General features: G+C 37.5%; 19 protein-coding genes and 2 pseudogenes. 8 read left to right on the forward strand and 13 right to left on the reverse strand.

Going from position 1 to position 24977, the window contains the following annotated elements; genetic code table 11:
• Nucleotides 1-634 precede the first annotated feature (634 nt).
• Entirely contained in the window at nucleotides 635-4327 is a 3693-nt protein-coding gene (locus tag KO505_RS06495; RefSeq protein WP_216054647.1) for a TonB-dependent receptor, read from the reverse strand.
• 597 nt (nucleotides 4328-4924) lie between these two features.
• Between KO505_RS06495 and KO505_RS06500 the strand changes: the two are divergent.
• Nucleotides 4925-5623: pseudogene (locus tag KO505_RS06500) on the forward strand (MurR/RpiR family transcriptional regulator); the annotation flags it as partial.
• On the opposite strand, the gene KO505_RS17400 reads toward KO505_RS06500, so the two are convergent.
• The 3 genes from KO505_RS17400 to KO505_RS06520 all read right to left on the reverse strand — a co-directional run bounded on the left by KO505_RS17400 (nucleotide 5620) and on the right by KO505_RS06520 (nucleotide 10252).
• The gene (locus KO505_RS17400; RefSeq protein ID WP_252731679.1) at nucleotides 5620-7665 is read right to left on the reverse strand and encodes a transglutaminase domain-containing protein; all 2046 of its coding nucleotides are present in this window, start codon (nucleotides 7663-7665) and stop codon (nucleotides 5620-5622) included. The pseudogene KO505_RS06500 and the gene KO505_RS17400 sit on opposite strands and share 4 nt — an antisense overlap.
• 95 nt (nucleotides 7666-7760) lie before the next feature.
• Nucleotides 7761-8852, reverse strand: coding sequence for a dipeptide epimerase (locus KO505_RS06515; protein WP_216054648.1), 1092 nt, complete (start codon nucleotides 8850-8852; stop codon nucleotides 7761-7763).
• A 5-nt stretch (nucleotides 8853-8857) separates the two neighbouring features.
• Nucleotides 8858-10252: an SH3 domain-containing protein gene (locus KO505_RS06520; RefSeq protein WP_216054649.1), complete on the reverse strand. Its 1395-nt coding sequence runs from the start codon at nucleotides 10250-10252 to the stop codon at nucleotides 8858-8860.
• Nucleotides 10253-10514: 262 nt separating this feature from the next.
• Between KO505_RS06520 and KO505_RS06525 the strand changes: the two genes are divergently transcribed.
• Nucleotides 10515-12017: an amidohydrolase family protein gene (locus KO505_RS06525; protein WP_216054650.1), complete on the forward strand. Its 1503-nt coding sequence runs from the start codon at nucleotides 10515-10517 to the stop codon at nucleotides 12015-12017.
• A gap of 227 nt (nucleotides 12018-12244) precedes the next feature.
• On the opposite strand, the gene KO505_RS06530 is transcribed toward KO505_RS06525, so the two are convergent.
• Entirely contained in the window at nucleotides 12245-12925 is a 681-nt protein-coding gene (locus KO505_RS06530) for a sterol desaturase family protein (RefSeq protein ID WP_216054651.1), read from the reverse strand.
• Between the two features lie 38 nt (nucleotides 12926-12963).
• Here KO505_RS06530 and KO505_RS06535 point away from each other — a divergent pair, with 38 nt between their 5' ends.
• Nucleotides 12964-13803, forward strand: coding sequence for a 2-oxo acid dehydrogenase subunit E2 (locus KO505_RS06535; RefSeq protein ID WP_216054652.1), 840 nt, complete (start codon nucleotides 12964-12966; stop codon nucleotides 13801-13803).
• Between the two features lie 22 nt (nucleotides 13804-13825).
• Here KO505_RS06535 and KO505_RS06540 read toward each other — a convergent pair.
• Nucleotides 13826-13912 (reverse strand): annotated as a pseudogene (locus tag KO505_RS06540) (tyrosine-type recombinase/integrase); the annotation flags it as partial.
• Nucleotides 13913-14224: 312 nt separating this feature from the next.
• On the opposite strand from KO505_RS06540, the gene KO505_RS06545 reads away from it, so the two are divergent.
• The 3 genes from KO505_RS06545 to KO505_RS06555 all read left to right on the forward strand — a co-directional run bounded on the left by KO505_RS06545 (nucleotide 14225) and on the right by KO505_RS06555 (nucleotide 15919).
• Entirely contained in the window at nucleotides 14225-14512 is a 288-nt protein-coding gene (locus KO505_RS06545) for a hypothetical protein (RefSeq protein WP_216054653.1), read from the forward strand.
• Between the two features lie 275 nt (nucleotides 14513-14787).
• Nucleotides 14788-15342 carry a hypothetical protein gene (locus tag KO505_RS06550; protein ID WP_216054654.1) on the forward strand — a complete coding sequence of 185 codons (555 nt, stop codon included), beginning with the start codon at nucleotides 14788-14790 and terminating at the stop codon, nucleotides 15340-15342.
• 112 nt (nucleotides 15343-15454) lie between these two features.
• Complete coding sequence (locus KO505_RS06555; protein ID WP_216054655.1) at nucleotides 15455-15919, forward strand: nuclear transport factor 2 family protein; 465 nt, start codon at nucleotides 15455-15457, stop codon at nucleotides 15917-15919.
• Between the two features lie 360 nt (nucleotides 15920-16279).
• Here the strand turns inward: KO505_RS06555 and KO505_RS06560 are convergent, their stop codons facing one another.
• The 7 genes from KO505_RS06560 to KO505_RS06590 all read right to left on the reverse strand — a co-directional run bounded on the left by KO505_RS06560 (nucleotide 16280) and on the right by KO505_RS06590 (nucleotide 22079).
• Nucleotides 16280-17908, reverse strand: coding sequence for a B12-binding domain-containing radical SAM protein (locus tag KO505_RS06560; RefSeq protein ID WP_216054656.1), 1629 nt, complete (start codon nucleotides 17906-17908; stop codon nucleotides 16280-16282).
• A 193-nt stretch (nucleotides 17909-18101) separates the two neighbouring features.
• Nucleotides 18102-18272, reverse strand: a complete 171-nt coding sequence (locus tag KO505_RS06565) for a hypothetical protein (RefSeq protein ID WP_216054657.1) — start codon at nucleotides 18270-18272, stop codon at nucleotides 18102-18104.
• A gap of 40 nt (nucleotides 18273-18312) precedes the next feature.
• Entirely contained in the window at nucleotides 18313-18882 is a 570-nt protein-coding gene (locus tag KO505_RS06570) for a PepSY-associated TM helix domain-containing protein (RefSeq protein WP_216054658.1), read from the reverse strand.
• Complete coding sequence (locus tag KO505_RS06575; RefSeq protein WP_216054659.1) at nucleotides 18882-19355, reverse strand: DUF4920 domain-containing protein; 474 nt, start codon at nucleotides 19353-19355, stop codon at nucleotides 18882-18884. Before KO505_RS06575 ends, KO505_RS06570 begins: the two co-directional genes overlap by 1 nt.
• Before the next feature lie 219 nt (nucleotides 19356-19574).
• Entirely contained in the window at nucleotides 19575-20012 is a 438-nt protein-coding gene (locus tag KO505_RS06580) for a hypothetical protein (protein WP_216054660.1), read from the reverse strand.
• Nucleotides 20013-20088: 76 nt separating this feature from the next.
• Nucleotides 20089-21828 (reverse strand): sodium:solute symporter family protein, encoded by a 1740-nt coding sequence (locus tag KO505_RS06585; RefSeq protein WP_216054661.1) that lies wholly within the window; start codon nucleotides 21826-21828, stop codon nucleotides 20089-20091.
• The gene (locus KO505_RS06590) at nucleotides 21828-22079 is read right to left on the reverse strand and encodes a DUF4212 domain-containing protein (protein ID WP_216054662.1); all 252 of its coding nucleotides are present in this window, start codon (nucleotides 22077-22079) and stop codon (nucleotides 21828-21830) included. The genes KO505_RS06585 and KO505_RS06590 overlap by 1 nt, the downstream gene beginning before the upstream one ends.
• 265 nt (nucleotides 22080-22344) lie before the next feature.
• On the opposite strand from KO505_RS06590, the gene KO505_RS06595 reads away from it, so the two are divergent.
• Together KO505_RS06595 and KO505_RS06600 are read left to right on the forward strand one after the other, a co-directional pair.
• The gene (locus tag KO505_RS06595) at nucleotides 22345-24234 is read left to right on the forward strand and encodes a DUF294 nucleotidyltransferase-like domain-containing protein (protein WP_216054663.1); all 1890 of its coding nucleotides are present in this window, start codon (nucleotides 22345-22347) and stop codon (nucleotides 24232-24234) included.
• Nucleotides 24234-24938, forward strand: coding sequence for an exonuclease domain-containing protein (locus KO505_RS06600; RefSeq protein ID WP_371819968.1), 705 nt, complete (start codon nucleotides 24234-24236; stop codon nucleotides 24936-24938). Before KO505_RS06595 ends, KO505_RS06600 begins: the two co-directional genes overlap by 1 nt.
• The last annotated feature ends 39 nt before the right edge of the window (nucleotides 24939-24977 follow it).

A 24977-nucleotide genomic window follows, 5' to 3' on the forward strand; every position in this document is an offset into this window, starting at 1 on the left:
TTCCCTTTATTTTCACTTCTATTTATTAAATACCGAGCTCTGAGCTCTAAGCTCTAAGCTCTAAGCTCTAAGCTCTAAGCTCTAAGCTCTAAGCTCTAAGCTCAAGCTCAAGCTCAAGCTCAAACTCAAACTCTAAACTCAAACTCAAACTCAAACTCAAACTCAAACTCAAAACTCAAACTCAAAACTCACTCAAAGGCGTGTGTAGGACTCTTCTTGCCAACATCGATACAAGATACTTAATACTAGTGTTCTCCTGTATTTTTCTCCTGAGGCGTGATGGATAGCCGTCAGTATTGCCGAAAATGAAAAATTACCAGACGCTTAGGTAATGTTAAGTCCAAGAAATAGAGTCATGTTTAACATCTTCAATGGCATGTGAGTGGTTAAGGGGCGTCGTAGTTATAAACTTAATGCGGAATTAGCTCTAAAGGTGAGTTGGTGTAGTTTGTTTAATAGGGGGGCGGAGGCTTGTCTAATTGCGGGGGGATTGGTTAAGAATAGCGACTGTAGTTAGTCAGCTACAAAAGAAAAAACGGTCTTGTATCAATTAAAAATAAATACAAAGACCGTTTAAAATTAAATTTAATGACCCATCACTGTAAAAGAGATGATGGGCCATAAATTGTGTTTATTAGAATGTCCAGTTTATTCCTGCATAGAAACGACGGCCATTAGTCCATTCATTAACATATATCTTGTTTAAATGGTTTTCATAGTACGGTTTAAGTTCTGCTACTGGTACACCACTAGCTTCAGATAACATAGTAAATGCTTCTTCACCTGTAATAGTAGATTCAATGATACCAACACCATCTTCATCAGTTGCGATGACACGATTACCGGTAGCAACACCACTGTCGTCAACTTCGTCAATCCACTTCATCTTGTTAATAACTGGGTCATTAACAATCTGTGAAGATTCAATATATTGAACAACATTTTCGTTAGTTAAGTTAGTAATAGCGAACGTGGCTACAACATTATCAGTAATCGCATAAGTTGCTTTTGCATCGAACTGCTGACGTGCATCAGTATATTGAATACCTTTTAGTGAACCGCCACTAGCAAACTCACTGCGGTAGTTGTATGAAAGACGTACTGAGAAATCGTCGTTTTCATAGTAAACCGAAGCATTTAATGTGTCTTCAGATTGACCATACATAGGTTCTGTCTGAGTCGTTGTTTCAGTTAAGAAACCTGTTACACGGTAGTATTCACGTTGTTCCGGATCGGCTTGGTGAGTTTCAAAACTACTTTCATCCAAGATGGTAGAAAATGAATTTTGAGTAAACTTCTGATCAGGCACATCGGTATAAGTGTAGTTAAGTAACGAACCAAATCCGTTGCCAAAGTCGTGTTGTAATTGGAATTCTAAACCTTTAACTAGTTGTTCACCGGTATTAAAGTAAGAACTTACAATGTAATCACCCGACACTTCATAACCGTTATTGTCGGTTACTCCAGCTTCACCAAGATACGATAGGTCTTGAACGCTAGACGTTGAACGTACCATATTTGTTATATCTTTTTGGAATGCCGTTACTGCAAACAATGATGACTCAGAGAAATACCACTCTAAACCTAATTCACTATTGATTGACTGGTAAGAACCTAAATCAGCATTACCAACAGAGCCACGACGTTGAGAGTCTGGATTGATTCTTTCCGCGTTGCCTTCAGGTGTTAAATCTTGAGGACGACCATCATCGTATAATCTGAATCTCTCAGTAACCAAACTAAAGTTACTTCTCATTTGCGTTAAGCTAGGATGTGAAATATTTTTAGACCAAGCGGCTCTTAATATAAGGTCCTCAGCTAAGTCCACAGATAAGTTAAAGCTTGGTAATACATCTTGAGTGCTACTCTTTTGAACTAGCGGCTCATACATATTAAAGCCAGCTTTTTCAGCGATATACCCATCGGCATTCTCATCCGTTGGATATGACATAAGTACACCATTTTCATCTTTCGCTACTTCGTAACTAGTTGATTCACGTTGTGTATCAACAACACGTACACCAACATTACCTCGGAAGTTTTCACCGCTGAAGTTTGTCATAGCGTAAAAAGAAGCAATCTCTTCTGTTACGTCATAAGCTGAAGCTTTAGATTCAGTCATACCTGAGCGACAACCTACATAATTTGAAGAACCTGAGTCAGCAATTGCTTGCTCACAGAACCCTTGGTTTGGTGTGCCTTCAGAGTGATACAGTAAGAAATTATTTTCTAGTAATGCGTCACGCTTAGATTGGTCAATATCAAAATATTCAGTTGGAGTATCATGTCCTGCACTGTCTAAGCCTGAAACGGTTCCACCAACAAGATCTTCGGCTAAAACTAGTGGGAATGGGCTAGATTCATTCGCATAACCATGATGACGAACACTTTCTGAGAAGTATGTTTGATCACGCTGAATGTTGCGATATTTCGCCCCCATTTTTACGCTATCAATATAAAAAGTATTGTCTAGCTCATAACTAACATCAGCTTGTAAAAAGTTTTCAACATTTTCGCGATATCTTGCTGTATTTGTTAAACCACCTTGAAGAAGGTAGAACTCATTTGTTGGTGCTAATAAGAAGTTCTCTGCACGTGCTTGTGCAGCAGCTAATGTGTCCCCTGTTAATGATGGATCAGCTTCAACGCCCCAATAAACTTTACCTGTATCTGGGTTGTAACCATAACCTAAGTTAACGCCTTCATAAGTAGGTAGTTTTACATCATGTAGGTCTCCAGAATATGGGTCCGCATAATCACCATAACGACTCGCAAGTACAGTACCTCGGTCTAAAGCGGTACTTTCTGCACGCGTTTGACCCGCTTGAACTTTAGCAGTAACTACATCTCCTGCGTAATCCATAGTTAAGTGGAATCTATTTTGTTCAGTACCTGAGCCGGTTCTGTCATTTGACCCTCTACGGATCATTTCGCCCCAGATTGCTTGGCCAGCATAATAACCACCACCATCACGTAGATCACCAGGACCCGTTATAAGGTGAACGCCATCAATAGGACCAGTTGCAGAGTAAACAATATCTTTTTCTGCATCCATTACTAAGCGAGGGTCTATACCTTCAACTTCGTTAGAATATAAATATTGAACCAATCTGTGCGGTTGAGCATAAAGGTTGTCGCTTTTATTATCAGAATCAGTTTTGTTGCTGTTTAACTCTAAATTAAAGCTTAATTCATCAGTAGGAGCCCACTGAAGATTTACCGTTGCATCTAAACGTTTTTCTTGTTTTTCAAAAGCTGGAGCATAAACATAGTCACCCAATGTTCTACCTGGAGTTTGGCCTAAACCTGCAGATCTGCGACTGTTCCAAAATAATGCCCAAAGTGGATCTATATAGTTTGGATCGATGACTTCATTTACGTCACCATAGTTTCTTGTAAAGTTATTCCATGGAACCGATGTAGAGCCAGCAGCATTTAATAGGTCACCATAAGTGTAGCCGTTTAACGCCATATGACGGGTTATGATTAAGTTATGATTGCTCATGTCGCGTAACTTAATATCGGTACTTAAACATTCTTCTGTAGGACAAGTAATGGCATCTGTTTGCGCAAAACCTGTGCTTGTTGCACCAGCAGAACCTGACATGCCATCAGATTCAAAACCGGTACGGAATGAATTACGCTCTTGTAAACTAATCGCGATAGAAGCACCAAACGTTTCATCTTCATTTTTGAAGTTGTAAGCTGTTGAAATTTGAGGGGACGATTTTTCAGATGAATCGTTATATTCACCTTCTATATTGAAGTAACCATAACCATTTTCTTGTTCAAGTGGCTTTTTAGTATGCAAGATTACGGTACCACCGATACCACCGGCATCTATATCAGCACGTGCAGATTTGTGAACTTCAATTTTTGAAACACTTTCAGCAGGAATATTAGAAAAGTTAAAACCGTTACTTTCTGAACGACCTGGTAAATACTCAGCCGATTTAGCTGATTGACCATTTACCAATGTATTGGTTAATTCAGGAGATGTACCACGGATAGAGATTTTAGCACCTTCGCCAAATTCACGTTCAATTTGCACGCCTGGAATACGTTGTAACGCTTCAGCCATGTTTTTATCTGGGTTTTTAGAAATGTCTTCGGTATTAATTGAATCAACAATCGTGTCTGAAAAACGTTTATTGTTCAAATTCTCTCGTAGTGAAGATCGGATGCCTACGACATTAATCACTTCAATCTCTTTTTCTTTAGCTTCTTTTTTAGCGTTTTTATCTGCTTCATCAGCGGCAAGCGCTGAAGAAGAAAGTAAAGCTGCTGAAACTAGAAGACTTAACTTTGTTTTTCTATATGATTCCATGTTTATCCCCTTTAAATAGGTGTTGTCAATTTATTATTCTAATTTTAGTTTTTCGGTGTAATTATTTATTCTGAGATTAGCATGGAGAAAAATTATGGCAAGTGGGATTTAATCATTGGTTTCTTTATCTAAACGATCAATTTTTGGCCTAATTGCACAAGAAGGGGAGTGGATATTTTAATCTTAATGAGGTCGTTAAGTGTACACTTTTTAATAAATAGCCTTGTAACCCTTATTTAAAAAGGAAAGTAACATTTTTGATTGTAGAGTTAAAATGAAATGATAAGTCAGCAATGACGTTAACGCTGATTTAGGAATCAAATTTTTTGCTAAAATCTAGAGTCATGCTACTGAAACATTCCTGTGTTTTTGCAAAAAAATTGCAAATTTAAAAGGCGATAAAAAAGCATTTATTTACCTCAAAGGCGATCTGTTTAACTGCTAGTATTAGCATTGGGTACATAATAAGTTCTGAAAATATAACGTAAAGCGACTAAAGTGCGATTTGTAAATCAGCGCTATGTTTGAATTGCAATAACTTACCAGCTTTCTGATCTACTAAACTTACCTTTATAGAGGTGGGATTATTCATCTCAGCAACTTGCTAGTGCCGTTAATGTCAGTCAATCGAGCATTGTTAAATTTAGTCAAAAGTTAGCTTACAAAGGTTATCCAGACTTAAAAATGGCAATCAATGAGGCTGTCGTTATTGATCAAACTAATTATGCCAATACTCCAAGTAATCAGCTGCAAGAATCCCAAAGTCAAAGTTTAACTACAGTACAAAACCTAATTTCAGATGCGTTAAACCATTTTCAAGCGGTTAATAGTCAATTAGATATCACCGACTTTGCAAGTGAACTAATTGCGGCAAATAAAACGGTAATTTTATCGACCAGTTTTGGTAAAACCGCAGCGGCGAGTTTGGTGAATATTTTGTTAGATTTAGGCAAGGTAAGCCGAACAATTGCGTCAGATTTCCCCCATGATTTAAATACCCTACAGGGATTAAATAAGGGCGATGTGCTTTTGATTATTGAAGATAACCCGCTTTCAAATTCGCTAATTAGTGCAATAACAAGTTTGAACCGACAAGGTGTCGTTAGTTTATTGGTAAATCGTATGGGGCATTCTGTTCTTCATGGTGTAACGACTAAACAAATTGAATGGGTAGTGACAGAAAGTACTCCCTCCTTAATGAAGTGCCAAGCACAGGCGTGTTTATTAAGTTTGATGTATTCCCTTGAATTAGAGATTGCTAACCAAGGGAAGGTTAAAACTCAGACTAATCTTTAAGGCAGTTCCCATTCCTTTTTTAATCTTTCATAATCCACTTGAGTTAAGGCAACCATAACTGGTTTTTTACTCTTATCTAACCAAGATAGTAGCTGATCCATATTAAACTCATCCATGGCTGTGCAACCCGCGGTTGGTTTGGTTTCACCTCGCCACAAGTGAACAAATATACAACTGCCTTGGTCAGAAATATTTTTAGGGTTGTGAGCAACAAAAATCCCTTTTTTGTACAAGTGATCTTTACTGTGAATATCTCGGCGCATAGGTTCACTTGAGCCTTTTATCGCTTCCTCACCGACAACCGAACGATCGACCGTTTGGTTGTAAAACTGCGATCCTCTGACATCCATGCAAAAATTATCAGAACTCATTTGTTGATAATCAAGTTTGGTCGATATGTTATCTAAATAGCCAAAAGACGAGGTTAAATTAAATATCCCCGCAGGTGCTTTACCATCACCTTCTTGTTTGTGATAACCGTCTTGTTTTGGATGTAAACCTAAGCCCCATGCTAAGCCCGTTCGACCAACAACTATATCGTGCGACTCTGATTGTTGTTGCCATTGCCCATTCTGTTTCTCAAACCGTGTTAATCGACCTTGAATAGCACTGTCATTATCAGTAATCACTAAAACCACTTGTTCAGTGCCTAAATCAGATAGGCTAAATGATGACTGAATAGGCGTGACTTGCCACTGCATGTCATAATCCCATTGGTCAAAATACACATTGCCACCAGACCATTCAACTTCACCTCTTTGTGAGTCCACGGTCTCAGATCGGAAGTGTTGTTTGGCAGGATATAATGGTTGTGAATAGTCGTCGTTAAAAATGAGTCGGTAACTGTCGAGACCGCCTAAATAAAACCATTTTAAACGTTCATCGCTACTGTCTAATATGCCATGTGTAACATCCATTGGAACCCAACCATATGGTTCAAAATAGACCATTCCCCAGTCATGCATCGTATTAAACGCGTCTGCTGAAAACTCCCAACCTGATTGCCATTTTGCTGGAATGCCATTCATTCTGAGTAACGTAATAAGTAACATGGTTTGCTGCCCACAATCTGCATATGGTGCTGCAACCGCGTGTTGACTTAAGTTGCGTATAGTTGAGTATTCAATAGACGTTCCCCATTTTTTACTGTCCACATATTGAAACAGTTTTTGGGCAATTTTATATGGATTTGTTTCGTCGCCAATTAAACGTTTATTAAGTTGTTTAAGTTCAGGTGTAAATTCTATGTGCGGTAATTGTTCTGCAATATATTGTTGTAAATGGTCAGATATATTAGTTAATGGTTTAACGTTATTCGCATCTATATTGTGGCTAACTCCGTTGGTTTCATAACTGTATTCAACCCAAAATTGTTCAGCCGTATCTGCTTGAGCTTTAGCTTGCAAATAGATAGTACGTTGTAAGTTGTCATTTGAGGCGATAATTGGGTTTTGATGTGAGCTGGCCGTTAGTTTTATGTTGGTTTGCCTATCCTTTATTTCTCTTGGGAAAGGGAGCCAAACACGAATAAGTTCACCTGCTGGTACTGCATTAGCATCAACCGTTAACGTGTACTTAATGGTGATTTGGTTGCTTTGAGCAAACGCACTTTTTGTTTTTAATGTGTCGTTGACGATATCAACATGATGTTGGTTAATTTTGTATAAATGCCCTCTGTCGATAAAACGGGTATAGCCTTGTCGTAGGGAAAGAGCATCGTCATTCAATTGAAATAAGTTGTAACCCGCATTTTTAAAATAACGTTTTTTGCCGTCTATGATACGAAATTCTAATTCGCCATTTTCATCCCATTTAGCGATTTTTTTGTCGGTCACATCAGTAGCGTATTTTTTTAGGTAGCTTTTAATATCGGCAAAACTAGATACAAAATCTTTTTCAATTCTAACCATACGCTCCAGTTCAAAACTCAGCAGTGCTGTTTGTTTTTCATTAAGAGTGCCATCACTGAGTAACGTTGTTATTTCTACTTTACTTGTACTGAATTGACCCTGGTCAATTTGTGTATTTATACGATTCAGCATTTCCGAAAACTCTTGTTTTGATACCCCAGAGCAAGCTGCTAAAGTGAAACTAAGGAAAAGTATTGATAAATATTTCAAGCGATTGTGCTCCTAAGTTAAATCAAAATTAAATCTTTCACCGATTTAATTCCTAAGCCTGGTGAGTTATTAAGAGTGATATCTGATCTGTCAAATATGACACCGCCTTCAATGGATGGGTATTGACATAACATAGGGCCGTCTAGGTCGATTTTTTGAATTGAGGTTGATTTTGCTGAAGCAACATGTGCGGCAGCAGAAACACTAATTGAGCTTTCCAACATACAACCCATCATACATTCAACGCCAAAGTTAGCGGCGATATCGGCGATATGAATGGCACGTGAAATACCACCGGTTTTCATTAATTTAATATTAATAATGTCCGCGGCCTGATTTTGAATTAACTCGATAACTTGCCTAGGGTCAAATGAGCTTTCATCGGCCATGATAGGTGTATTTACTCTATCGTAAACATATTTAAGGCCTTGAATATCACGCCCTTTAACCGGCTGTTCAACTAACTCTAAATGTATACCTGCATTTTCTAAAGTATGAATAGCATGAACCGATTGTTTCGCCGTCCAACCTTGATTAGCGTCTAAGCGGATAAGAGCTTTGCCATCAATAGCTGCATGTATTGCTTTTACGCGTTCAATATCTAACCCTATATCTTTACCCACTTTAATTTTTAATGTTTCGTAACCTTGCTCTATCGCAATCACCGCATCTGAAACCATCTTGTCGATATAGTCGACGCTGATGGTGAGATCGGTTGTTAATTTTGACTCTCCACCACCTAGCGCTTTGTATAATGGCAAGTTCAACATTTGAGCCCAAAGGTCGTAAATGGCAATTTCAACGGCGGCTTTCGCGCTTAAATTATTTACCATTGAACTTTGTATTGTTTCACATAGAAAATTTAAGTTTTCTATGTCGACACCCAATATCTTAGGTTTAATATGATTGTTGATGGCATCTTGCATGGATGCCAAAGTATCGCCGGTAATCACTGACGTGGGAGGCGCTTCGCCGTATCCAAGGTGACCAGTGTCGGTTTCAATAATAATCACTAAGTCTTCAACGGAATCAACCGTTCTTATTGCCGTTTTAAATGGCGTTGTTAGTGGTACTTTAATAACACCAATTTTTATATCTTTTATTTTCATTGCGATTATCTGATCTTCTTAATGTTGTAAATACCCTTAAGGTAACTCTCAAATGCTAAAAGTGGTGTAACGGAAACGCCATTTAAAATACCACTGATTTTTTCGCCCTTACTGTTGTGATAACCTAAGCCATGTACATCATGAATTAAAAATGGCTTATCATCATAACCTAACACCATAGCCACATGACCTGGTAAATACACTAAGTCGCCTGCTTCCATAGACATCAGTTTTGGCATTTTAGTGTTGATAGGGTCTTGCTTGTCAAAACGTATATTTTCACCAAATTCAGCATTGCCTTGTTGACCTGAGTTTCTAGGCATTAAAAAACCAAATGTTTTATAAATTTCACCAATAAAGCCTGTGCAATCACGAGCATTGAAGTCATGGCCCCAACCGTATCTTTCGCCTAAAAATTTAAAACTTTGTTTGATAATATTTTCTTTGGTGTGAGCTAAGTAACCAATATTTACATCAGCGCTTCTTGGTATTAATGATGGTTTGATGGTTAATGTACCGTCAGCATTCCTTGTTGGTAATTGCACTATGTGACCTGTATATGGGTTAAGTCTGTCTAATTCATGCTTTTCAAAATCTTCATAACTTATTAGTGGCAGAGTCACGCCCATATCCAATTGAACCTCAGATGTAGACTCGTCATAAGGGTTAAACGTTGTGAACTCCTTTGCCCCTGTAATTAATAGAAAGTCTTTACTGTGTTTAAACTTTTCTATGTCGGCCTTTTCACCAACAGCCACATGTTTAGTTTGGATCCAAGCTCGGTAGTTATAATTTTGAACGAACATCCATTCGCCAGACTTGCTTGTATGCAATATGGCTAAAGCTTCACCTGGGAAGGCAGCGGTTTCTTGAAATCTATCTATGTCGTAATCCATTCCAGAATTTAACACTCTATCCAGAGTAGGTAACATCCGCATAACGGCGCGCTTTGTAACTAATGCAAAACCAATAGTTTGTTCAGCGCTGATTTTATCCAACGCCATTTCATCTAAATATGGTTGATAATGTGCCTGCGTCAACTTGGTGCCATCGGGATAAAATCGGTCGTATTTTGACGGCTTGCTGATCTCTTTAATTAACGCGGTGACTTCTGTTCCCACCATAGTAGAGGGGTAGGTTAATGGATCAGTTAGATATTCTTTAGACTGAAACTGCAACGCATTAAATTCATTTATTTTCTCAGCTGACATAATGACTTTTGAAGGCTGTGTCGCTTTAGCTATCCAATATTCAGGGTGTAACTTTTGTTCTGTAACGCCTTCAACATTGTGATAAAACGATTGTTCTAACACATCTTGGTTTGTATTTTTTTGACAACCTGCAATTTGAAACGCAGTGATCAATAAACATAATTTTAAATAAGGTTTTAGACTAAGCATGAATTTATAACTTTTGTATGATTATTATTCTTATTATTGTTATAACAGGAATAATATTTTCTTCAACTTTTTATTTTTTGAAATAAATTATTCCTTTAAGTTTGATCCAATTCTGATTATCATCATTTACCATTTTAGAGCGTTTAGTAAACAGGTCGTTATATTCTTTAAGAATATAGTTAACTAACCATTACTTAATCGATCTCGTATGGGTTTGATGTTTTATCAGCAATCAAACTTTAAAATTAAGATAGGAACCAGCATGAAAAAATTAACTTATTTGCTAATAAGCAGTCTTTTATTTAGTGCGTTTATACATGCTGAAGTTTCTGGGTACATTATTAATAATGTGCAATTGGTGGATGGCAGTGGCGCAGAGCCAAAGTTGGCATCGGTGATCATCACTAACGATAAAATTCAACATATAGCTTGGGGGGAAACAAAACTACCCAACCCCAATAATTATAAAACCATAGAAGGTGAAAAGCGGGTATTGACCCCTGGGTTTATTGATTTACACGCGCATGGAAACCCGCTAACCCATGGTCAGTTTGCTAATTTTATTGCTATGGGAGTCACCAGCATTAGCTTAGGACAGGATGGTTTTTCAAGGTATATAGAAGATTTTGAAGGATGGCGTGGTCAGGTCGCTGATAGCGGTGTTGGGGTTAATCTCATTCCATTTATTGGTCATGGTAGTTTGCGAGTTATTGCTGGCATCGGACAAAATCCAGAGCCAACAGCAGTACAGTTAAATAATATGCTAGATGTTTTAGACAAATTGTTACCCCACACGTTTGGCATGACTACAGGGCTAGAATATAACCCTGCTTTGTTCGCAAAAACTGATGAGCTGCTCGCGTTAGCCAAAAAAGTGGGTGAGCATAACCGCGTGATCATGAGCCATATGCGTAATGAAGATGATGATCAGTTATTTAAATCTATTGATGAATTAGTGCAGCAGAGTGAATTTGCTCGGGTACATATCTCTCATTTAAAATCTGTTTATGGCAAAGGGGCTTTTCGTGCTCAAGAGATAATCAAACATATTAACCAATATAAAATGACAGCCGATTTGTATCCTTATAATGCCAGTTATACCGGAATCGCGTTGTTATTTCCTAAGTGGGCAAAAACTCAGGAACAAGTGAACAAGTTAAACCGCACTCAAATACAAGCATTATTAGAGCACCTAAAAAATAGAGTATTAAGCCGTAATGGACCTGAAGCAACGTTATTGGGCTCGGGGGAATTTGCAGGTTTAACGTTAAAACAAGTTGCAGACAAGCTTAATAAACCGTTTGAGTCAGTATTGTTAGAAGATATTGGTCCACATGGCGCCTCTGCAGCTTACTTCATTATGGATAATGAATTACAACAACATTTAATTAGGGCGCCATGGTTAAGTTTTAGTTCTGATGGTAGCCCAACTATGTTTCATCCAAGAGGCTATGGCAGCTTTGCTAAAGTGATTGATGAATATGTAAATAAATTAGGTTTATTAAGCCTACCCCAAGCTATTAATAAAATGACAGGGCAAGCCGCTGAGATCTTGAGACTTAATAAACGAGGCCTGATTAAAGAAGGGCATTACGCAGACTTGTTATTATTCGATCCTAAACAAGTCAAAGCAATGGCCAGTTATGAGAACCCACATCAGTTGTCACAAGGTTTTGAGTATGTCTGGGTTAATGGCCAATTGATTAAACAAGGGTCTGATATCAAAGGTTTGGCAGGGAAAGTACTGAGCCCAAAAGCCAATTAATTGCACGGTATATTGCAGGGGCAATTGCACGGTTAATTGCAGGAACAGTAGCTACTTTCCGTATCACTATTAGAAGTGATGGCTCCTAATAGTGACTTGAGTTATGTGGATAATTTGAGGATATAACCGAGTTGCTAGAACATATTTGTCGGGACATTAGATCAACATTGTAATTAAGCAGCCATGCACACCATGTTTCTATCTCGGATCAGACGAACGACTAATTTTCACGCCATATTAGTTGGTTCTGACTTAATAAAGTGATTATTAACATTTTCACTTAATTTAAATGTTTTGAATGACGCATCATAAGTATTAAAGATACGATCCCAAAAACTGCTGGTGTTTCCATAGTTCTTGTTCCATCTTTTTTGGTGATGATATAAATGATAATTTTGAATACTGCGCAAGTATCCTCTGGAATGCCTTTTATAATGTATTTGAAAATGAACAAATTCATAAAATAAGTTGCCCATTAATATACCTAGAGCAAACTGGTAAAATAACTCTGGTTGTGGAGTTAAATTAAATATCAAATAAAATGGAGGTAGTATCAATGCAGAAACCAAATATAACGTAAGAAAGCCTGCATTTAAGACTCTTCTATCATTCATAATATGGTGATGGTAAAAATGAAAGCCATCAATGACGAAACGTAATTTACGACTATTTATGTTTATATGGTATATCCATCTATGGATCACATACTCTAAAAAAGTCCAAAAAACCAAGCCCAATGTGATACAAATAATACTTAGCCAGTTAATGGCCTCAATTTGACTCAAGAAGTAAAATAATAAAGGTGAAGCACCGACAAAAACCCACAAAGGATTTTTGGCTGCAAAAAAAACCAGCAAAAAAGGGTATTTAACAACTATGTTATTTTTTAATCTTTTAATATCATCCATAGAGTTTAATGCTATCCATATTTAACAAGGAACTTAATATGTGGCTTACTAAAAATGTACAATACAAATCGTCCAAACCTATCTCACCTTGGCGTAAAATATCTCTTGGTTCTTGGAGACCTACTGGAGATTCAAGTACTCACACAACCTTAGAACTCAATATAGAGCCAGTACAAGCCTTTTTGAAAGAGTTCAATGAAAACAATAATTGCCAATGCAATGTATTACAATATTTTTCTTGGGTCATGGCTCAAACTATTAAAAAATATCCATATATAAACCAGTCCGTTAGGTTTGGTCGTTTATACCAACGAAAAGATGTCGACATATTTTTACATGTAGCCATTGATAAAGTTAAAGGAGATAACTTATCAGGAATTGTGATCAGAACAGCTCAGGAGCTATCCTTATTACAATTTTCCAAGGAAGTAGAAGGTAAGCTAAAAATATTAACAGAATTGGATGATCCAGAGTTTAAAGTTATTAAAAACGTGTTTAATAGAATGCCTGGGATATTTAGCCGAACCTTTTTAAACATTTCTAAGTTTGTTCAATACAAGTTAAACCTGTGGTCTCCATTATTCGGTAGTCCGCGAGATGTATTTGGCAGCATTCAAATATCCAATGTAGGTTCATTTGGTATCGACAACGCTATTGTACCTATCGCACCTTACACCAACATTCCAATGGTCGTTGCTTTAGGAAGTCTTAAAAAAAGGCCTTTTGTAATTAATGATAAAGTTGAAGCCATCAAAACAGTAAAGGCGGGTTTTACCGGTGACCACCGATTAATGGATGGCGTTCAATTTGGGCAGATGCAAAAAGAAATTATTCGCTACTTTAATCACCCCTCTTCAACTTGTGAGAGAACGTACTGACAACTCCATTAGCCACTTGCTGTTAGACGTGCGTATATTTTTGAGTCGTTTTAACATTTGAGTGTCCTAGTTGAGATTGCACAGTGCTTATATCAGCGCCACTTAGTAACTAGTGCTGCTTTTTTAATGAAATTTTTGACCACTCAAAGATCAAAATAATGTCGTCTTATTTAGTTTAGACAGTAGTCGAGTTTTTATCTTGACTGTGTTTATATACAGATTTCGAGGGTTTCATACCAAGTCAAGAAAACAGGAACAATGCCCACCCTTGGTGGATCACAAAAAACCGAGTTGTTACGTAACAAAGGTGTAGTAAATGCGGTAGAGGTTTGTTACTAATAGTGAAAATAAATAAGAGGAACCGCGTTGTCAGAAACTTAGGCAAACGTCCTCTGATTAAGTTGTTATGTTTGAGTCAGGTATGGATGAAGATTTAAAGAAAAAAGTAGATGTAGTAGTTGGATTGAGCCGTCTTGCAGGTGGCACATTGATTCTTGTTGGTAGTATTTTGTTGTTCGTATTTACACAAGCTGCGCTAGACCCAAATGCTGTAATAGAAATTAATGGTGCTCCAACAAAAGATCAAACAGATAAAATTATGGCCGCCATTTTTAGTGCTTTATTTCCAATAGCAGGTTTGTTTTTATCTTTTGCGCCAGCCAAACTTCTTGATAAGTGGGCTGCAAAAATAATCGGCCGTTTGAGTTAATCTCAAATATAACAAACGCCTAAACTCGACAATGTTAAGTTGTCATGTTTTTGGCAAACAACGCAAAAAGCCACGCCAACACATTGCGTGTTAGGCGGGCGTTGAGGCCGTAGAATAACTCTTTTTTAAGAAATATGGCCGATTTTATGGGTTCCAAATGCATTACCTAGTGCGAGATAAACGCTTAGCATTTGCTACAGGAACTCGATTTTTCATCAATTTGGGCTGTTGGAGTAATTCTACAGCCTCGTTAGGTGCATTTTAGAGGTCTGTGTATGGATGAGAGTTTTGTAAAAGAATTGGATTCGTCTTTAGAAGTATTTAACACATATTTTCCGAATGAAAGAGATGACGTAGACATACTTATATTGCGTGGTCATCAATTAGCCGAAACAATGCTTTATAGTTTTATTCGTAAAACAGTTTCTAATCCAAAGCATATTGAGTCTTTTTTTATAAGTTGGGAGCCACTTGTTTCGCTCGTAAGAGCATTATTGCAAGATGATGAAGAAGAATATACATGGGTATGGAAATCACTAATAAAACTCGCTAAAACAAGAAATCAAATAGCGCACAATATAAACCCTGAAATTCAGAGTAAACATGTAGCGGATTTTATTAATTGTGTAAGGTCTCAATTTTCAGGCTTTAATAATGTAGTTGGTGATGATGACCTTAAAAAGGCGATATTTATTGTTTATTGTGGTTTATCAACAGCTCTTGCTCTTGAAAAGTATCCATACTGTGGTGCAACATATTTGGTTCGCGATGAAATCCATAAACATGGTCAAGAGCTTATATCTAAAGGAATAAGTGTACAAAGCACCTAACAAGGGTTTTCAAGTCGGACTCGTAACCGTTTCCTCGGTTTCGCTTCGCTACACAATTTAGTAAACAATTATCAGCCCCTTAAATGGGCGTTTGGCATACAAGGAGAGTTCAGTGAAAAAGTTAATTTTAGTATTCATATCCCTTATTTTGTCTTTTTCAACGTCTGCAAATGACAAGCTCACGGCAGAACAGTTAATCGAGAAAGCAAAGGCATTTGTATCAGCCAAAAATGCACGCCAACAACCAAATACAACCATTAAAGAAATAGACCATTTTATATCGCTATTATCTGATAATTTCATTGATGAGCATGTTAAATATAATTTTACGTATACTGATAAGTCGAAACTCCGTTCAGATTTGGTTGGTAAACTAAAAGATGAAGTTATAAACAGCAATATTGAGATAAACGAAATTATGGTAGGGGCTAATGTTGTTTTTATAAAAATGACTGAAATAGGTAAAGTTAAGCCTGCACATCTAGATAAAACCATTGAATATAGTAAAACTAATATTGTCTCATTAGAGTTTAACGAATCAGGTTTAGTAAAGCATACCCGTCGACACCACGGTTGATGTATGCCATACAAGCGCCTTAACACTGACAATTTTTTGTTGTCATGGTTTTGTCAAACAACGCAAAAAGCCACCAAACTTGCTCACACATTATTCAGGCGTTAAATTTCAAACTCACTTTTGTCCATAAATTAATTAGAGCAAAGATATATCTTCGCTCTGTATTATCGGTCTGATTAGGACGTTGCTTTCTCGAAACTCGAAACTCGAGACTCGAGACTCCCAACTGCTCTTATCTCTTCGCTTTTCCTTCCAGCTTCCAGCTTCCAGCTTCCAGCTTATAACTTCCAGCTTATAACTTCCAGCTTATAACTTCCAGCTTCCAGCTTCCAGCTTATAACTTACAGCTTCCAACTGCCCTTAACTCATATGCCTTTGCTGTCTTTGCAGTAACTTACTTTGGCTTTTTGATGCTACCTTTTCAACCGCGTATAAATCTAAGGTTTGGAAGTGGCTTTTTAGTTTTGATGCTGCGTAATCCAATTCAATTTTTTCAATAACTTGTAAGTGTCTTTCAGGGAATAAAGCTTCTACCGCTTGGGAAATTAGCTCGTATAGCTTTTTAAGATTGATCTTATGAGTTTGCCCTGTTTTTTCAAATATCCATTCAGCAATCGCAATAAAGTGATCAAACGGTTGATCAGCAATAATGATAGGTAGTGAATGTTTAAAGCGGCCTGAATTGCCAATCATGTCCCAGAAACGTGCAAAGCGATTTATGCGCTGCATGGTGGCAAAGTCTACTCTGTCTGTGCTTAATATATTAAACGGTGGCAAAGGGTTAAAACGTAAATCAAAGGTATTGGTATGCCTAATAATAGGACTGCCTTTTAACCGTTTTAATATCCCCAATTGAATTTCATGAGGGTAACAATGATACAGCTGATCAAAGCTATCTCTGAAGGTATCAAAGGTTTCACCTGGCAATCCAAAGATAAGATCCGCATGGATGTGCGCCGTTGTGTTTTCTTTTAACCAAATTAGGTTTTCTTTAGATTTAGGGTTGTTTTGTTTTCGACTTATATTGGCCTGAACCTCTTGGTTAAAGGTTTGAATGCCAATTTCAAACTGCAAACTGTTCTCTGGGAACTGACTTAACAACTCTTTTAATTTTCTTGGTAGATGATCCGGTACCACTTCAAAATGCAGGTAAAGATTGTCATCCATTTTATCTAAGAAAAACTGCATGATCTGCATGGTGGTTTTAATGTTTAAGTTAAAGGTTCGGTCGATAAACTTAAAGTTTCTAGCGCCACGCTGATATAAAATTTCCATTTGGCCAAGAAACAAATCTAAATCAAATGGGTTGGAGGCGGTGTCTAAAGACGATAAACAAAACTCACACTTAAACGGGCAGCCGCGAGATGCTTCCACGTAAAGTAAACGGTTTTTTAAATCTTCATCGGTATAATATTGGTATGGCAGTTCAATATCATTTAATTCAATAGGCTTGGATTTTAAGATCTTTTGTTTAGGTTCATTGTTATTAATGATGTCTTTACATAGTTGATAAAAACTTAAATCAGCAGGGCCAGTTAATACGAAATCAGCAGTATTAACGATAGGTTGACCTTCCGTTTCATAACTCACTTCTGGGCCGCCTAATACGACTTTAACTTCTGGTGCGATGACTTTTAATAAGTTAACCACATCTGTGGTTTCGACTATGTTCCAAATATATACACCAAAACCAACAATGTCGGGTTTAGATTCTAATATTTGCTCAACAATATCCAACGGGCGTGCATTAATAACAAATTCTTGAATTTCACAAAACTCTTGTAACTCTTGTAAGTTAGCGTACAGATAACGTAAACCAAAACTGGCGTGGATATATTTGGCATTCAGGGTAGAAAGCACTATTTTGGGCGCAGATGGATCTATTTTGTGGCTAGTTACTGCACGTTGTTGTGCTGAATCTATTGAATCTCCGTCATTAACGCCAACTTGGGTAATGGTTAATTCTGGAGCATATTGTTGCACTGCCATGCTGAGCCTTAAGTACTTAGTATAATCTGGGTGGGATGATAAAGTTTTCTTACTGATTCAGCAATTAGACATTGCATAAGATCGCCTGAACTAGGCGATTATTATGGTGTATTGATTTTTTTTAAGTGAGTACAGGCTTATATATTGGTGAGATGAAATTTTGCTTAGTCTCTATTTCATAAGCCTTTTTTTATTAATCTTTTTTGTTTATGACCACTTCAATATTTTTAGTATCACCGGCAAACCATTTTTGCACATATATACTGCCGATAATTGGTGGCATGCCTTCTTCTGGCACTTCTTTGTAACGAACACTGTTCTTAGTTGCTTTTTCAAACTCAAATGTAACTTTTTTCTCAGACATCTTTTTTCCTAAGTATTCAATTAAATAAGGTTAGGGTCTTTTAGTACGAATATATTATGACAAACGCAGCAGGCACACAAAATCCAGCAAGCACTAATAATCCCCGTAAGCTTTTCACGCCATTTTTGCCTTTGACCATAAATAGGGCTGACAAGGCCAAATAAATCAGCATAGCGGCATACAGATCTGAAAAATAAGTCCAAGCGCTTTTTGCTTCGTTTAAGTGTAAGAAATTAAAGCTTTTTAATAAAAAACGAGGGGTAACTTGCTCTATAACGACATTGTTTTTTTGGGTATCAATAAGCAATGTATGATTGTGTTTGGTGAATATTTTGTACTTTTTAGGTGATTCCCAAAACCGAGCTTTGACCGAGGTATCAAGCTTCAGTTCTGACAATAACCAAGATTCAAAATCGTCATTGTCAATTTTGGTATTAATATCAGGAATGAAATGCCGTTGTTGGGTGACTTGATAATTAGGGTTCCAGTCATCCACATGATTAAGGGCGATACCTGATATGGCAAAAATAAGGGTTAAGCCAATACAAAAATAACCAATATCTCTGTGTAAACTGCGATTTAATTTAAACCAATTTATTTTAATAGCCATTAGTCTTTAATGGTGACACCCGTTGGCGACAATTCATAAATGGTCATAGTTTGGGTGACCGAATTAACGTCAAATTGTTCGTCGTTTTCTTGGGCTAAATAGGCTAAATATTTTTTTGATTGTTCTAGGCTAAGTTCTAATGCTTTTAACTGACCAGTGGCATAAGCTACTTTGCCCATCGCCGCCATTGGAAACACCATATCGCCGTCACGGACTTTAATTCTTAAGGTTTGAAATTTTTTATCCGACGCTAACTCCATCCAACAACCACGTTTGCTACACACTTTAACAATGGCGCCTTCAACCGTAATTGGTGAACTCATGTAACGCTCTGGAGCGGCTAATATGCTCGATATTTTAGCGAGTTGTGTCATATCTGCGCCAGTACCAAAATTACGTTCAGCGTACGCCACATTGATTAACGATAAAGTAACGATGAGTATTACAGCGAGGGCTGTGTTTAAAAAGCGCATTTTATTTACCTTGTATAAAGTCGGTAGGTAATGAACGGCAAATCAATATTAGCCTTAAATTAAGAGAGCTGATTAATTAACAAATTACTTAACTAAAAGGGTAATAGGAAGTGCGTAGATTAATATTAACAGCCATATTAATCTTTTTTGCTTTGATTGCAAATGAGAATAGTTATCACCTTATGGTGCTAAATCGATAAATATAACTGCGCCTTATTTCTATAAGGTTTTTGAATAAAACTCGCTTATATACTTGCCACCTTTAATCTCAGCAATCAGTCTTAATTTATATTGCTGACCTTTGTTGGCAATGAATTGGCGAAGTTGGGTTTCGTGTTTCCAGTAAAAGGGATTGTCGTGCATTTGCAGTTTTACACCAGTAGCCATTCCATGTTCATCCACCAAAAACAAGGTTGCTTTGGTCAGCTGGAAGGTTGAATTAATAAAGGTGGTCCCGTTTTCGTCATAAATACTGACTTGTAAATCGTCTGCTTCTAATACACATGATTTATTAATGATATCGCAATTATCAATAGGTAACAGTTGTACAACTTTATCTTCGTAGGCTTTGGTCTCAACATAAATGTCCGACAATATATAACCTAAAACGATTAACACTGGGGCAACAAATAACGCGACTTTTGTATGTTTGTTCATATTAAATCCATCAACGGCTTATACCAAAAAAGGCCTCAATTAAGAGGCCAAAGATAGAAAAGGTAAACCTTAAACTTTAATGATCATGTGCGCTAGCGACTTCGCCAACTGGTGATCTAAAGTTATCCACCATGTCTTGGATCTCTTTTGGCGCATCATCAGTAAATTGAAGGATAGCAAAGGCAACAGCAAAGTTTACGATTGCACCTACAGCACCAAATGCGTTAGGAGAAATTCCGAAGAACCAGTTTGGATCTAGGCTTCCTAAGAAGTCTGTTCCTTGGATAAACATAATGCCTTTATGTTGGAATACATACAACATAGTCACACCGATACCAGAACACATACCCCAGATAGCGGCTTGGCTATTCATGCGTTTAGAGAATATACCCATCATAAGTGCAGGGAATATCGACGACGCTGCTAAACCAAATGCCAATGCCACGGTTCCTGCTGCAAATCCGGGCGGATTGAGGCCGAGGTAACCGGCCACCAGTATAGATATTGTCATAACAATCCTACCCGCTAACAGTTCGGATTTTTCGGAAATGTCAGGGGTTAATACACCTTTCATTAAATCGTGTGACACGGACGAGGATATGGCTAACAATAATCCGGCTGCGGTTGAGAGTGCAGCGGCAATACCACCTGCAGCAACCAATGCAATAACCCAGTTTGGTAAGTTAGCAATAGCAGGATTAGCAAGAACCATAATGTCACGGTCAACTTTCACCATTTCATTAGTTTCTTTGCTTGCCGTGTATTGAATTTTACCGTCGCCATTTTTATCTTCGTATTTTAATAGACCTGTTTTTTCCCAATCTTTAAACCATTGAGGACGTGCTTCATATTCCAAATTTTGGCCTGCAACTGGTTCAATTGTATTCATAAGATTTAAACGAGCCATCGCACCTACTGCCGGAGCAACAGTGTAAAGTAACGCGATAAATACTAGTGCATAACCTGCTGAAGAACGTGCCGCTTTAACAGAAGGTACCGTAAAGAAGCGCATGATTACGTGAGGAAGACCCGCAGTACCAATCATTAGAGATAAGGTATAAGCGAACATGTTTAATGTGCCGCCCATGTTGTCTGTGGTGTACTCTTTAAAGCCTAAGTCAGTGACAACTAAATCAAGTTTGTCGAGTAAATACATACCGCTGCCGTCAGCTAAAGTACTGCCTAAACCAAGTTGTGGAATAGGGTTACCGGTTAGTTGTAACGAGATAAATACTGCTGGAATTGTATATGCAAAAATTAGTACACAGTACTGAGCTATTTGCGTGTAAGTAATACCTTTCATGCCACCTAAAACCGCATAAACCCAAACAACGCCCATACCTATGTATAAACCGTTATCATATTCCACTTCTAAGAAACGAGAGAAGGCAACGCCCACCCCTTTCATTTGACCTATGATATAAGTTAATGATGCGATAATTAAACAAGCAACCGCAACCATACGTGCAGTTTTTGAATAATAACGGTCAGCAATAAATTCAGGCACCGTGAACTTGCCGTGTTTACGCATATAAGGCGCAAGTAACATAGCGAGTAATACATAACCACCGGTCCAACCCATTAAAAATACAGAACCACCATAACCAAGGAAAGCGATTAAACCTGCCATTGATATAAACGACGCGGCACTCATCCAGTCGGCACCAATGGCCATGCCATTTTGCATTGGTGTAATGCCACCACCGGCAACATAAAAGTCACTGGTTGATTTTGCTCGTGCCATCCAGGCAATGGCAAAATACATTGCGAAGGATCCGAATACGGCGATATAGGTAAAGAGTTTTAACTGTTCCATTATTCTTCCTCCACATTATATTTTTTATCTAAGTCATTCATTTTCTTGGTATACCAAAAAATTAGACCTAAAAATGTATAGATAGAACCTTGTTGTGCAAACCAAAATCCAAGCTTGTAACCACCTAATCTAAATTCGTTTAATTGCTCTACTAGCAGTATTCCAAAACCAAATGAAACTACAAACCAGACAATTAAACAGATGAATATTAGGCGAAGATTTTCCTGCCAATATGACGTTTTATTTTCCACGACTCACTCCAAATTAATCTTTGTTAACTTCAAAGAGAAAATTCGTATATTAATTGTCGTAGAAAATTAACCTGTGACTTTCAACAACATCAATACACCAACCAACTAAAATTACATTAACAACGGCATTGAGTATGCGGTATTAAACTTTAGTCTAAAGTGATGATTTAATTGTTGTATATCAAACTAGAACCCTTTAAAAATACAGCATGTGTAAAAATACATATAATGAAAATGTGTATATAAATTGTTTTAGGGTAGGGTTATGGGTAATGAACTGATAGAGCACTTAATGTTTGTACAGCAAATTCCGCCGTTTGATACTTTACCCAAAGCCACCGTACAGCAACTGGTCAAAAACATAACGATAACCTATGTTACTGCTGAACAAGAATTAACCACGACAGCTTCACTAAAGGGCACTATCTTATTAGTTAAAAAAGGGGTGTTAGCAAAAAAACAGAGTGGAGAAGAGTCCTCTAGTTCTGATCATCCTATTGAGACAATAGAAAAGTATTCGGATGGCGATCTTTGTCGTCAGCTTATCTTAAATGACGATGCTATCTTAGTCGTTGAGGAAGATGCGTTATTATATTGTTTATCACTAGATTCAATTCTACCGTTATTAAATGACTTTCCCGAGGTACTGCAATTTTTAACGGCATCGCCTGAAACTCGATTAAAACAAACCATTATTAGTCAACACGCTACAGAGTTAAGTGCCTCACCATTAAATAACTCATTGGTGGGTGATCTACTTTCTAAGTCAGCAGCGACCATTCCACAATATCACTCTATCGTGCAAGCAGCTGAAAAAATGACGGAGTTAGGTTATTCCAGTTTAGTGGTATTAAAAAACGAAGGCGCAACCCATTTAAGTGACTTAGGGATCATTACCGACCGAGATATACGGGTCAGATGTGTGGCTAAAAGTCTGCCTTTCACTTCACCGGTTAGTGAGATTATGACCAGCAACGTCATCAGTATTGATGCCAATAGCCTTGCTTTTGATGCATTGATTATGATGATTGATAAAAACATTCATCACCTGCCAGTGACTAAAAACGGTCACTTATTTGGTGTGATCACGATTACCGACTTAATGCACAAAGAAGCGCAAAATGCAGCACATTTAATTAGTGTGATCCGCCGCGCAAAAACGGTGGATGAATTGGTTAAAGTGGGCATTATGTTACCTGAGCTTCAACTTAAAATGACCAAGTTGGGTATAGCGGGCTTACAAATAGGTAAAAGTATTAGTGCGCTCAGTAAAGCATTAACCATTCAGCTAATTGAGTTGGCTCAACAAGAATTGGGGAATGCCCCTGTGCCCTTTGCTTGGTTCTCCGCTGGTTCATTAGCAAGGCAAGAACAGTTGGCTTATTCCGACCAAGATAATGGCTTGATTATTAGTGACTCAGTATCACGGGAACAACTTGATTGGTTTAAACAGTTGGCGGACTTTGTTTGTGATGGGTTAAATTTATGTGGTTTTGTTTATTGTCCAGGTAATGTCATGGCCAGTAACGATAAATGGCGACAGACCGCCAGTGTGTGGCGTGAGTATTTTAGAACTTGGATAGACACGCCATCGCCTCAGGCGTTATTAAACTCAAGCATCTTTTTTGATTTGAGTTTGGTTTACGGAGACTCACAATTAATTGATGATATAAAACAATATGTATTGTCTAAAACCTCGAAGAGCACTTTGTTCTTGGCACATTTAAGTAAAAATATGCAGAGCAATAGACCACCATTGGGCTTTATTAGAGATTTTGTTTTAATCTCCAGTGGCGAAAATAAATCTACTATGGATTTAAAGCATAACGCTATTGCACCTATTGTTGATCTGGCTCGAATATACGCACTGGCACTGGGTATTGAAGAGACGTCGACTATCGAAAGACTAAAAAAAGTGTCGGAGCATAAGTTAGGTAATAGCGTGGTGAGCCGTTCTTCCGCGCTTAGTTTAATTGATGCCTTTGAGTTTTTAGTGCAATTAAAGTTAAGTTTATATTTGAAAAAACATGCATCAAACTTACCGGTTAATAATTACCTGTCACCTAAGGATATTTCTCGGTTGGAACGCACACATTTAAAAGATGCGTTTAAGGTTATTAAATCATTACAAGATGTAAGACAGGCGGTACTCTAGTGTTTTTGGATTGGCTATTTACTCCGGTGAGTCATCAGTATGAGGCACGAAGAGTCGAGTTATTAAATAAAATAGATAAAAACAATAATTTGTATGCGTTTTTGTCCGTGCCTATGCCCGCATTAAACAGCGAATTGTCTTCGGTGGAGATAGTGTCTGTGGATTTTGAAACAACTGGATTGGATGCGGTAAAAGATAAACTGTTAAGCATAGGTTGTGTAAACATGGCTCAAGGACAAATCCAACTTGGCAGTTGTTTTCATGAGATCATCGCAATAGAACAACCTTTGTCGGCTGATAATGTAGCAATACATACAATTACAGATAATGAAACTCAAAATGGCAAGTCACTAAAGCAGGTTTTTGATGCATTTTTAATGAAGATTGCAGGAAAAGTTTTATTGGTTCATTTTAATCAAATTGAACGCGAATTTATTAAACAAGCCTGTATTGAATTATATGGTGTTGCGCCCGTTATACCTATGATAGATACTTTGTGTTTGGCTAAAAAAGAGTTTGCTCGTCAGGACTTTCCATTTGATCCACAAGATTTAACATTAGAGAATTTAAGAAAACGAGCTCAATTGCCATTTTACCAGCAACATCATGCACTTTCTGATGCGATTGCAACCGCAGAGCTTTATCTCACTATGATAAAGCCAAAGTGCGCCGCCAACATGCAATTAAAAGATGTGTTAATTTAATTGCGTTTTTAAATGTGTAATCAATTGTGTGTGCAATAT

Origin of the sequence: Psychrosphaera sp. F3M07, assembly GCF_018860345.1 — a bacterium.
Taxonomy (GTDB): Bacteria; Pseudomonadota; Gammaproteobacteria; order Enterobacterales; family Alteromonadaceae; genus Psychrosphaera; species Psychrosphaera aquimarina.